Genomic DNA, 12,797 nt, shown 5'->3' on the forward strand with positions numbered 1-12,797 from the left:
TAAAGCATATATATATGAGTGAGAAGAAAAGGATATGGGGATATAAAAAGGAGGGAAATGGGTTGGAAAACTACGATATCTATAAAAATATTGCAGAAAGAACACAAGGGGATATCTACATAGGAGTAGTAGGCCCAGTGAGAACAGGTAAATCGACTTTTATTAAGCGATTTATGGACATATTAGTACTGCCATACATAGAAAATCTTCCCCAAAAAGAGAGAATAAAAGATGAATTGCCACAAAGTGCAGCAGGCAAAACCATAATGACTACTGAGCCTAAATTTGTTCCTGAAAAAGCGGTAGAGATAACAATTAATGAAAACACGAGGTTTAAAGTGAGATTAGTAGATTGTGTAGGATATATGGTCAAAGGTGCACTGGGATACATGGAAGGGGATAAGCCACGTATGGTGTCTACTCCTTGGTATGATTATGAAATACCTTTTGAGGAAGCGGCAGAAATAGGAACAAAAAAAGTCATAAATGACCATTCTACAATAGGATTAGTGATGACCACTGATGGAAGCATAACCGACATACCGCGAGAAAATTATGTAGCAGCAGAAGAAAGGGTAGTAAAAGAATTAAAAGAATTGAATAAACCTTTTATAATAGTGCTAAATACAACTGATCCTCAAAGTCCCGAAACAATTAATTTAGCAAAAGAATTAGAGAAAAAATACGATGTACCTGTTGTTGTTTTAAATGTACTTAAAATGGAAATACCAGACATTCATGCAATTTTGGAAAAAGTCTTATTTGAATTTCCCATACGGGAGATTGCAATTGATTTGCCTAAATGGGTAGATGCTCTTGATAAAAGTCATTGGCTTAAGCAAAATATAATGGAAACAGTAAAAGAAAACATAAAAGATTTGTTTAGATTAAGAGATATACCTAAGTTAGTTGGTGGTCTTAAAGCAAATGAAAACTTTTCTGAGGTGTTTATAAAGAAGATAACTCCAGGTGAAGGCTGTGCAAATGTTGAAATAAAAACCCAGGAAGGCTTATTCTTTAAGATATTAAGTGATGAAAGCGGACTTGAAATTCAGGGTGATAAAGAATTAATGACAATGATGAGAGAATTGGCTTATGCAAAAAGACAGTATGATAGAGTTAAAGATGCTTTTTTACAAGCTGAAAAAACAGGTGTAGGAGTGGTACCTGCAAGCCTTGATGACATGAAGTTTGAAAAACCCGAAATAGTAAGGCAAGGTGGGAGATTTGCGGTAAGGCTTAGAGCTTCTGCTCCTTCATATCACATATTTAGAACTGATATTACGGCAGAAGTATCGCCAGTTGTAGGAACAGAAAAGCAAAGTGAAGATTTTGTAAAATATTTGACAGAACAGTTTGAGAGCGATCCAGAAAAAATTTGGGAATCTAACATTTTTGGCAAGACCTTGAGTGACCTTGTAAAAGAGGGAATGCAAAACAAGATTGGCACCATTCCCGAAAACTTAAGTCATAAACTGAGAGATACATTAGAAAGAGTAGTGAATGACAGCGGAGGCGGAATAATCTTTATAATCATTTAACTATTGATTTTTTCTTTTATCTCGTTTATAATAAAAGCTGAACATAGTTTCTTTCTGGGTGTGGCGCAGCTGGTAGCGCGCCAGAATGGGGTTCTGGAGGCCGGGGGTTCAAGTCCCCCCACTCAGACCAGTGTTTACAGCATAGTACCGCTTACCTCTAAATGAAAAGGAGGTAGGCGATTTTTATTTTAAAGATTTTTTATACAGGGATTTAAAAACTTTTTAGTGAAAACATTAATTAGTAAACGTAACATATGCAAAATTTTAAAAACTGTGGTAATATTGAATTAAAGGATTTTGCATTTAGAATTAATTTAAAGGAGACTAAAATGATGAACGAAATAAGTATTGCGCATCTTAGGCTTTGCTACTTTTATTCATGTAGATGAGAATGGAAGGCCAGCGCCGCATAATGTTACCTTACCTGAGCCTGAGAATGAAGAAGAAAGAATGCTTAGGGAAAGGGCAAAACAAATTATCTAGGAGATGAGAAATAAATATCAACTGGAGAAAAAACCACTTCTGTGAGGAAGGGGAGTTTATGGGGTAGTGATAAAATGGATACAATAAGGATTTATACCAATATTATAAAAGAGAATATGGATAGACCGGAAAAAGTAAATAAGCTAATAAACTTTGGTCTTACCGCTGCTTATTATTATGTGAGCTTTTTCAAAGACAAGAGGATTCCCAAATCTCTTAATTACCTAAATAAATACTCTATAAAAAGCATAAAAGATTCTTTAGCAAATCCTCAAAATTCTGCTTGGGTAAACCTCTTTGCACCCTCTGAATTTTTGATTGCTATGGACATAAAACCCTTATTTATTGAAGCATATTCTTCTTTCATGTCAGGCTTCTTCATCGAAGATTATCTCGTCGATACTGCCGAATCGAGAGGCATGTCAAATACTTTATGCAGTTACCATAAAACTTTTATAGGAGCCAGTGAGCTTAATATTCTCAAAAAACCTAAATTTATGATGACTACTTCCATGATCTGTGATGCGAATATACCTACTTTCAAGTATCTTTCAAAAAAGCACGGGGTTCCACTGTACATTATTGATATTCCCTACAAATATTCTAAAGACGCTGTAGTGTATGTAAAAAAACAACTTTTAGAAGTGGCGGAAAAGCTTGAGGAAGTCTTTAACAGAAAGCTTGATACTGATAAATTGAGGGAAGTCGTAAAAACGGAAAATAAAACAAGAGCACTTATGAGAGAGTATTTAAATTATGCGGGAGAAAAAAGATTTTTACCTACTATGACCTTTGAAATGTATATGCTTTTTGCATCCCATGTATTCATTGGAAGCAAGGAAGTATTGCATTTTTATGAGATGTTAGTGGAGGATATAAAAAGAGCTCCTGAAAGAAGTGGAAAAAGCATATTTTTTATACACCTTCTTCCTATGTTTGAGAAAAATTTTAAAGATTACTTTAATTTCAACGATAAATTTCACATTGCTGGTAGTGATTTAAATTATGATTTTCTTGAGGAAATTGATGAAAACGACCCATTCAAGGGAATTGCTGAAAAGCTTATCTTAAACTCTTTTAATGGTGAAATAAATAGAAAAGTTGCAAGAATCAGAGAACTGATAGAAAAAATAAAACCGGACGGCATTATACAGTTTTGTCATTTGGGCTGTAAACAGTCGATGGGTGGAACGTTTATAATTAAAAATCTTGCTTCAGAATTGGGTATTCCATTTCTTTATTTAGATGGGGATTGTGTAGACAAAAGAAATAATCAAGAGGGACAGAATAGGACGAGGCTCGAAGCCTTTCTTGAAATGCTCTAGTAATCCTTCTGGAGGTGAAAAATTGATAGGGTACATTTGCAAATACACGCCTGTAGAAATAATCGAAGCTTTTGGAGAAAAACCGGTAAGACTTGATCCAGGATATAAGTCTCATGAGCGTGCTGAAGCACTGATTCATTCAAATATGTGCAGCTTTGCAAAAGGGGTTTTGGAAAATATAATTGAAAATAATATTGAAGAGGTTGTATTAACTGCCTGTTGTGATAGTATAAAAAGACTTTATGATGTGTTAAAAGATAAAGTAAAATTTATCCATCTTCTAGACCTCCCCAGAAAAAAAGATCTTCTCGCAATAGATCTTTTTTACAATGAAATAATTGAATTTATAGAAGCGTATCAGGCCTTTAAAAACAAGAGTTTTGATGAAGAGAGTTTGCTAAAAATTCTAGAAAGCAAGTCTTTTAATAAAGAAGAATCCGCTGAAAGCATTGCTATATTAGGTGCGAGGCTTAAAGATGATGTTATAGAAAAAATCAGAAATTCTTGTACAGCAAACGTAATAAATTTTACCTGCACAGGTGAAGAAAGAGTATTCAATATTGAAGCAAAAGATAATTTATTAAAAAGCTACGCGGAATCGCTTCTTAATTTTACACCCTGTATGAGAATGGCAGAAGATCGAAGCAAGTTAATCAATAAAGAATTGAAGGGGATAATATACAACACCATAAAGTTCTGTGATTTTTATTCCTATGAATATGCTGAACTCAAAAGCAGAGCAGACATCCCACTTTTAAAAATTGAAACTGACTATAACGATTCAAATAGCGGACAGATTTTAACAAGAATAGATGCTTTTTTGGAATCAACCGGTATAAAAAAGATGGAAAAACAGAAAGCCAAGAAAGGATATTTTGTAGGAGTGGATAGTGGCTCTACTTCTACAAATGTAGTCATAATCGACGAAAACAAAAACGTAATATCATATTCTATTATTCCAACAGGTCCTAAAGCTCTAGAAAGTGCTTTTAAAGCTTTTGAAATTGCTTTAAACAGTGCGGGCCTTCAAAAAAAGGATATTACATCAATAGTAGCAACAGGGTATGGAAGAGTAAGCATTCCCTTTGCAGATAGAATTATAACTGAAATTACCTGTCACGGAAAAGGCGCATTTTTTATAGACAATGCTATTAGAACTGTTATAGATATAGGTGGACAGGATAGCAAAGTGATAAGGTTAGATGACAGCGGCAATGTTATTGATTTTGTGATGAATGACAAATGTTCAGCAGGGACAGGCCGGTTTCTTGAAGTAATGGCGAGAACGTTAGGCATTTCAATAGAAGAAATGGCAAAAGTCCATAAGGAAGTAAAAGAAAATATCACGATTACCAGTATGTGCACTGTATTTGCAGAATCGGAAGTAATATCTCTTATTGCCCAAAATAAGGACCAGAGGGATATAATACATGCCCTCAATAAATCCATTGCTTCAAAAGCTATTTCCCTGGTCGACAGAATAGGGAGAAAAGGAAAATACATGATGACAGGGGGCGTTGCCAAAAATCAGGGAGTAGTTTATGCCATCGAAAGCAGGCTCGGCGAAAAACTTATAATTCCATTTGAACCACAGATTATTGGAGCACTTGGAGCAGCGCTAATTTCACTTGAAGGTAAATGAGGGTATCACTATAGTCAATTAATTTTTAAGAGGGATGCTTATGCTCAGTCATGAGGATTATCAAAAGATTGTAAATAGGCTTATGAATATTCTTGGCAAAAATATAAACATTATGGATACAAAAGGGGTAATTATAGCATCAGGAGATTCTACAAGGATAGGCTCTTTCCATGAAGGGGCAAAAATTGCAGCCTCGAGAAAGATTGATGTTATTATAGATGATAGCAATATAGAATATTACAAAGGAACTAAAAAAGGGATAAACATTCCTTTGTTTTATAATGGTGAAGTAATAGGTGTTGTTGGAATTACGGGTGAACCAAAAGAAATAATTGGCTTTGGCAGAATAATTAAGGAATTAGTTGAGCTTATGGTCCAAGAATATGAGAATAAAAAATATGAAACATTACATTCAAGAGCAATGGTAAGTTTCATTAAAGAAATTCTCAATCATCCTAATATAGGGCATGAGGAAGAAAAAATTTTAGAAAGCAGAGCTAAACTTATAGGCTTTGATATAAAAAAGCAGAGAAGTTTAATTGTTGCTGATATTAGAGGCTTTAATGATTTTATTTTATCCAAAAACTTAAAAGAGATAGATATTCAAGAATTAAAGGAAAACATTGTAGAATTTATAAAAAGTAAATTAAATCACGATGAGATAGTCTTTAACTTTAACGAAGATAGATTTGTTATAATGCTGAGCTCTAAAAACCCTATGCCTTTCTGTAAAGAACTTCAAGAAGGGGTTAAAAAGAAATTTAATCTTTCCTGCATCATAGGAATAGGTCCAGATTGTAAAGATATAAAAAACTATCATACTTCTTTTACAATTGCAAATAAATTAATAGATATTGGGAGAAAGATTGACAAAGATATTTTAGATTTTAAAGATTATAAAATAGAACTATTGATTCACAGCTTATCCATCAATGATAGCATAATATTCTTTGAAGAGTATAAAGATATTTTAAATTCGAAAAACAAAGATATAATAAACACTATTAAAGTTTATTTTATAAATTGCAATATTAAATGCAACACCTAATGAAAATCATGTAGATATAGGATTTGGAACAAATCATATATAACCTTAAGCCCATCTTAGTTAACAAGTTGAGCGAAGGTCGTGATTTGTCAAGGGTTAAAGTCAGGCGAAGCCTGCCCCTTGACAAATCACGAACGAGCTCTAAACTTTATAATGGATGGGCTTAACAGATTTTTGCCAGCTCTTCATAAAAGTATTCCTTAGGCGTTTTGTAATTTAACAATTTTCGTGGAAGGTTATTAAGCCAGTTTTCTACTCTCTTTATCGTATCTATAGATAAATCTTTAATACTTTTACCTTTAGGGATGAAACGTCGTATAAGACCGTTATGTCGTTCATTTGTAGCTCTTTCCCAAGATGAATATGGATGTGTATAATATACTTCTACGCCATATTCTAAAAGAGCACTTTCTAAATCACTAAACTCTGTACCATTATCAGATGTTATTGTTTTAAAGACCTTGCTTAAATTGTCACCAAACATATCTTTTAATTTTGATAATGCATCTTTAACAGATTTATTGTCTTTTGCATCTAATAAGAATATTATTTCATGGCGAGTCTTACGCTCTATTAATGTTAAAAGGACCTTGTCATTAGATTTCTTGCCAATTAACGTATCTATTTCCCAATGCCCAAAAACTTCACGGCTTTCAACTTCTTTAGGCCTAAAATCAATACTTTTACCCATAATACGTTTATTTTTACGATTTTGTTTCTTTCTTGGTTTTAAACGTAGTTTTAAAGGTAAATCAATGTTTTTAACTTTTAATAATCCTCTATCTATATAGTTGTACAGTGTTTTAGTACAAACAATAGTTTTATTATTCCAGCTTGGGTCTTTTTTACAATAGCCTACAACTGCATCTGGTGACCATTTTTCATTTAATATTTTATTTTCAGCATATTTCAAAAAATCTTCTGCTTTAGCTACTTTAAATTTAGCTCCGCAATTTGAGCGATTTTTTTCGTAGATAGCTTGACCGGTTTCAGGAAAATAGCTTGTATAAGAAGATAAATCACTTCTAAGTTGTGTAGTAGTTCCACGTTTAATTTCACGGCTTATAGTGCTTGGAGATCGATTAAGTTTTTTAGCAATATACCGAATACTTCTTCCTTCTTTGAGTAATGCATAGATTTCTCCTCGTTCATAGCTACTTAAGTGTTTAAAAGAACGCTTTTTTGTGGTATCATTATTATGAACCATAGTGAAAATCCTCCTTGTATGATGTTTAGTTGACACCTATATCATACACGATTTTCACTATGGTTTCTATTCTTTTATCTGTTGCATTTAATTATACAACTAACCATAAAAAAATAAAAAATATATTGCATTTTTATTTTCTTATGTTATAATAAAGGCAAGAGGGTAGATAGTTGAGAGGGGGTAAGAAAATGAGGGGGAAGCTCAAGGTGCTACTCACATCACTGATACTCCTTGCCTATGTATATGGGGCTTTTATTTTAATTCCACTTGAAAATCCTCCTATTTGGGTAGGTTAAAAAGACAATAATATCAATAGCGGATTAAAATTGATCCACTTTCAATGGTTTTAACTTAACTTATTCTAACTTTCTTAATCTAGACCTTACTGATTGTCCTACTGTAAAGACTAATCTTTGACCTATCCTTTAGAGGGGTCAATTATACACCTATTAGTTGCCCAAAAGAAGTCTTTATATACTTTCAATCCTCTTAAAGAATGTTCTCTTCATGAAATTTATTTTTAATTAGAACTACCTGAAAACATTTGTTTAACAGAGTGATGAACACTTTGAAATATTTATTTGTTTAAATCATAATAAATGTCACCCGTCTCAATATCTTTGTTATGTTTTAATGTAGGAACCATTGCCATTAGGAAAGAAAAATTTAATAAGATGGTATTTTGTATTGCCCAGGGGATGATAAACACAAAAGAACTAATTATTTTAATTTAAGGGAAAGTTTAATTTCAATTATAATTAAAAGTCAGAATATGTCAATATATAGTAATCAAGGCTGATAAAGTAAGGGATAAGGGAAAAGAAAAGACAAAAAGAAGAGCTAAAAAAGGGCATAAATATCCTGTAGAAGTCAAATGTTAAAAAGTGGCATGAACTAAATTCAGCAAAAGTTAAGCCGATTGCATCAGACCAACAAGGGACTTAAACTCATCAAATTTACCCAGTTTAATAGCTACAATAGCGACAGTAAGCAAAGTAATATGGCCAAAAGTATTAAGGTTGCTGACAGAATTAATATTTCTAACATAAGCTTTTTCAAAATCCAGAGCTTTAAATCTAAATTTATCTTTCTGATTCTACTCTTAGTCTATAGATAGCCTTAAAATATAGGGAGTCTCTATTAATAGAAGACCTATAATCAGAAGATATAATAGCATAGTTAGTACAGCCTCTATGCTTTTTGCCATTAAAATATTTAGGATGCTTTATAGGGCAGGCAGAGTCATCTTTAGAATTATATAACTTGCAAACAAATTTTTGCTTAATAAAACCATCAAAATACTGCTTGCCGTCTTTGAGCATTTTAATACCCGCTTCATAAACCATATAACAATCATCAGTCAGTGGGAGATTTTTAGAATTACGCCAGTTTCGAGGAATAAAACAATGACCATGGAGAGTATTTCTAACATAATTATAAACTCTCTTAACATCATACCCCTTATCGGCAATAAAATTAACATACTTAAGGTTAAACCACTTATTAGTCTTTTCAAGTAAAGACAAAGCAACTTCAAAATCGGGGACATCAGCGGGAGTAGTAGTTTCAGCGATAGGTATAAAGAGATAGCATCAACAATAATATGATTTTTATAGCCCCAATAAAACTTGAATCATTAGAAGCAGAATAAACGCCTAATTTACAATCTTTATCAGACTTAGGCTGATTATCTTTAGAGAATTTATTTTTAGAAAAAGACTTAGGGTTATTTAACTTAGTATTAGCTTTAATAGGGGTAGAGTCCATGGAAATAAACTCACCGGAGATGATGCCCATATTTTTGAGGATATTGACCTGATTTTGAAAGATAGAGCTCAAATAATCATGAGAGAACTCATTAATAAAACGGCGGAAAGTCCAATAAGAAGGAAGATGTTTTAAAAATATTGAAGCCACAAAGATGAGCAATGATAAGATTATTGCGGAGATAATCCAGGAGATCAGAAATTGTACCGAATCTTTCAGCTTTTATAACAACAAAAGCTCTAAACATTGCATGATGAGAATAACCTTTACGTCCATGATTAGAGGGAGGAAATTCAGATATTGAAGACAAGTCTAGATTTTTAAACATAGAAGAATAGAAATCAATTTTAGACTGAAAAGTAAAGATTTCAGGTATATTTAAAAGCAATTAAAGCTGGTACATGTAGGATTTCCTCCTACTTAAAAATATTTTCATGCTGTGTATATGATAATTCGACAAATGAGAGGGAAAATCGTACATAAAAGATAAAAAATTCAAGAGCGATAGGAAAAAGTATGTCTGCAGAATCGCTTAAATAAAAGCTCTTGAATTTTGCATAAGTCTATACTTTTGTCAGAAAGGAGGTGATATTTATTAAAAGATATGTAGTGGAGTTTGGATATGGAGTAGATTTACATGGACAGGATGTCAATAAAGCTGCTCAAAAAGCAGTAAAGGATGCTATATCTCATAAGGCATGGTCATTTAATAGCAAAAGGTGGAAACCTTAAGTACATGATGGCTGAACTGTTTGGAAAAGAAACGGGTATGAAAAAGTTAATATTGTTGAAAGGGTAATAGCAGCTGCGCAATATATCAATATATCTAATAAAATTCAATAGGGGGGTGGTTTCTTGTGTTTGGGTATGCCGGCAAGATATTGAGAGTTAACTTAACAGAAAGGAAATTCAAATTTGAAGATCTTAATTTAGAACTTGCAAAGAAATACATAGGCGGAAGAGGGCTTGCAAGCAAGATATTTATGGATGAAGTTGATCCAAATGTTGAACCCCTAAGTCCAGAAAATAAGTTAATAATTGCAACAGGACCACTTACAGGAACACCAGTTCCAACTGGTGGAAGATACATGGTAATCACTAAATCACCGTTAACAGGAACTATTGCATGTTCAAATTCAGGTGGATATTTTGGTGCAGAATTAAAGGCAGCAGGGCTTGATATGATTATTTTTGAAGGAAAGGCAGAAAGCCCAGTTTATGTTGCAATTGAAGATGATAAAGTTGAAATCAGAGATGCATCACATCTATGGGGAAAGCTTGTTTCTGAAACAACCGATGAACTTAAAAAAGAATATGGTGATAAATCAAAGGTTCTTTGCATAGGACCTGCGGGTGAAAAGCTTTCTAGGATTGCAGCGGTTATGAATGACTATGATAGAGCAGCAGGACGTTCTGGTGTTGGTGCTGTTATGGGGTCTAAGAACGTGAAGGCGATAGTTGTAAAGGGTTCCAAAGGGATTAAATTATACGATAAAGAGAAGGTTAGAGAAGTTGCTAGAAATAAAACAAAGATGCTTCGCGAAAATGGAGTTACGGGTGAAGGGCTACCAACTTATGGAACGGCAGTTCTTGTCAATATAATCAATGAACACGGAATTTTTCCAGTTGCTAATTTCCAAAGGGCCTATACAGAACATGCTGATAAAATAAGCGGAGAAACTATGACAAGGGAAATACTTGTGAGAAAGAATCCTTGTTATGGGTGTCCAATAGCTTGTGGAAGATGGATAAGATTAAAGGATGGCCGTGAGGTAGGAGGTCCTGAATACGAAACTCTCTGGGCATTTGGTGCAGACTGTGAGGTTTATGATATAAACGCTATAGCTGAAGCAAATTATTGGTGCAATGAATATGGTCTTGATACTATTTCAACTGGAGCTACTATTGCAGCTGCTATGGAATTATATGAAAAGGGATATATAAAGGATGATGAAATAGAAAAAGATGGATATTCCTTAAAATTTGGTGATGCAGAAGCTGTTGTTGGATGGGTTAAAAAGATAGGTGCAAGGGAAGGATTTGGAGATAAGATGGCAGAAGGTTCATATAGACTTTGCGAAAGCTATGGTGTGCCAGAACTTTCGATGTCAGTTAAAAAACAAGAACTTCCCGCTTACGACCCAAGAGGAGCTCAAGGACATGGACTTGAATATGCGACTTCTAACAGAGGTGGTTGTCATGTAAGAGGATATATGATATCTCCTGAAATATTAGGTATACCTCAAAAGCTTGATAGATTTTCTCTTGAGGGAAAAGCTGAATGGGTTAAAACATTCCAAGATTTAACTGCTGTTATAGATTCGCTGGGACTGTGCCTATTTACATCTTTTGCCCTTGGTGCTCAAGATTACGTTGACCTTGTAAATGCAGTTTGCGGAACTGATTATACTGCAGAAACATTATTAGAGGTAGGCTCAAGGATATACACATTAGAAAGGCTGTTTAATTTGAAGGCAGGAATCGATCCAAAAGAGGATAAACTGCCAAAGAGACTTTTAGAAGAGCCTATTCCTGAAGGCCCATCTAAAGGACATGTTCATAAATTATCAGAACTGTTACCAAAGTATTATGAGGTAAGAGGATGGGACGATAATGGATATCCAACGAAAGAAACTTTACAAAAATTGGGAATTTGAAAAATTATTAAGGCCCGTAAAAGGCTAATGCCTTTTAGGGCCCTTGTATATATATTAAAAATCAATAGCATGGAGGATAATATGTGAGCTTCAAAAAATTATACATTGAGTTGACAGATAAGTGCAATTTAAACTGCAAGATGTGTTATAGACGCTCATGGGCTGAAAAACCAAAGGATATGGAGAAAAAGGTTCTATATAAGATACATAGTGAAGTTGTAAATAAAAAATTAAATGAAATCGTCCTTGGTGGCATTGGCGAACCAACGTATTCACCCCTTATATATGATGCTATCTCATTATTTTCAAGCTTTAATTTAACAATTACAACTAACGGAACGCTTCTTGATGATAAGTTAAAAAGTCTTATTGTTGATAATGTAAATAAAATCGTTGTTTCTATTGATGGACTTGAGGATAAATATAAAGATATTAGAGGATTTAATTTAAAAGAAGTTTTAGAGAACTTGAAGGATATATATTTGATAAAAAGAAAGAATAATAAAGAATATCCGCACGTTGTAATTCAATTTGTTGCATCAAAAGATAATATAGAAGATATTTTTAGTGTATTGGATATAGCAGAGACGGTAAGTGCATACCAAGTTATTATTTCAAATGTCATTCCTCAAACTGAAGATTATAAAGATAAAATATTATATACGAGGTATGAAAATAAATTTTTTAAGGATTTATTTGAAAGACTAAGAATACATTCGTTTAGAAAAGGCATAAATCTTACTCTGCCGAATATTGAACTAAAAACGGAACGATATTGTAATTTTATTGAGGAAGAAGCAGTAGTTGTTGGCTCTGATGGATATGTTTATCCGTGCTATAGGTTTTCCCATACTACTACTGAGTATGTTTTCGGAAGAAAAAAGAAGGTTTTTAAACACTCATTTGGAAATATATTGGAAAAAAGCTTAGATGATATTTATGAAAGCAATGAATATAAAAATTTTAGAGCGAGAGTTTATAATAATAGATATCCTTCGTGCCTCGATTGCGATCTCGTTGATGGGTGTGATTTCGTTAGAACTTCCGAATATGACTGTTATGCTATAAAACCTTCATGTGCAGATTGCCTTTGGAGTAGAAGGTTTGCTATATGTCCTTAATTG

The 12,797-nt window shown here is 33.3% G+C and carries 8 protein-coding genes, 1 tRNA gene and 1 pseudogene; 8 read left to right on the forward strand and 2 right to left on the reverse strand.

What is annotated here, in order from left to right:
* Window positions 1–62: 62 nt before the first annotated feature.
* From spoIVA to THEBR_RS04335, 5 genes are all read left to right on the forward strand, one after another.
* Window positions 63–1,541: a stage IV sporulation protein A gene (gene spoIVA, locus THEBR_RS04315; RefSeq protein WP_006570266.1), complete on the forward strand. Its 1,479-nt coding sequence runs from the start codon at window positions 63–65 to the stop codon at window positions 1,539–1,541.
* A 54-nt stretch (window positions 1,542–1,595) separates the two neighbouring features.
* Window positions 1,596–1,671 (forward strand) — tRNA-Pro (locus THEBR_RS04320).
* A gap of 427 nt (window positions 1,672–2,098) precedes the next feature.
* The gene (locus THEBR_RS04325; protein ID WP_012269196.1) at window positions 2,099–3,349 is read left to right on the forward strand and encodes a 2-hydroxyacyl-CoA dehydratase subunit D; all 1,251 of its coding nucleotides are present in this window, start codon (window positions 2,099–2,101) and stop codon (window positions 3,347–3,349) included.
* A 22-nt stretch (window positions 3,350–3,371) separates the two neighbouring features.
* Window positions 3,372–4,991 (forward strand): acyl-CoA dehydratase activase, encoded by a 1,620-nt coding sequence (locus THEBR_RS04330; RefSeq protein WP_009052497.1) that lies wholly within the window; start codon window positions 3,372–3,374, stop codon window positions 4,989–4,991.
* Between the two features lie 40 nt (window positions 4,992–5,031).
* Entirely contained in the window at window positions 5,032–6,039 is a 1,008-nt protein-coding gene (locus tag THEBR_RS04335; RefSeq protein ID WP_012269197.1) for a CdaR family transcriptional regulator, read from the forward strand.
* Window positions 6,040–6,202: 163 nt separating this feature from the next.
* Here the strand turns inward: THEBR_RS04335 and THEBR_RS04340 are convergent, their stop codons facing one another.
* A complete protein-coding gene (locus THEBR_RS04340; RefSeq protein ID WP_011025138.1) occupies window positions 6,203–7,246 on the reverse strand; it encodes an IS30 family transposase in 1,044 nt (347 codons plus the stop codon).
* 913 nt (window positions 7,247–8,159) lie between these two features.
* A pseudogene (locus THEBR_RS12375) lies at window positions 8,160–9,404 on the reverse strand (transposase).
* A 197-nt stretch (window positions 9,405–9,601) separates the two neighbouring features.
* Here THEBR_RS12375 and THEBR_RS11755 point away from each other — a divergent pair.
* The 3 genes from THEBR_RS11755 (at window position 9,602) to THEBR_RS04355 (ending at window position 12,794) form a co-directional block, all read left to right on the forward strand.
* A complete protein-coding gene (locus THEBR_RS11755; protein WP_083767548.1) occupies window positions 9,602–9,748 on the forward strand; it encodes a Lin0512 family protein in 147 nt (48 codons plus the stop codon).
* Window positions 9,749–9,873: 125 nt separating this feature from the next.
* A complete protein-coding gene (locus tag THEBR_RS04350; protein WP_009052265.1) occupies window positions 9,874–11,673 on the forward strand; it encodes an aldehyde ferredoxin oxidoreductase family protein in 1,800 nt (599 codons plus the stop codon).
* Between the two features lie 83 nt (window positions 11,674–11,756).
* Complete coding sequence (locus THEBR_RS04355) at window positions 11,757–12,794, forward strand: tungsten cofactor oxidoreductase radical SAM maturase (protein ID WP_012269198.1); 1,038 nt, start codon at window positions 11,757–11,759, stop codon at window positions 12,792–12,794.
* The last annotated feature ends 3 nt before the right edge of the window (window positions 12,795–12,797 follow it).

The organism is Thermoanaerobacter brockii subsp. finnii Ako-1, assembly GCF_000175295.2.
GTDB classification, from domain to species: domain Bacteria; phylum Bacillota; class Thermoanaerobacteria; order Thermoanaerobacterales; family Thermoanaerobacteraceae; genus Thermoanaerobacter; species Thermoanaerobacter pseudethanolicus.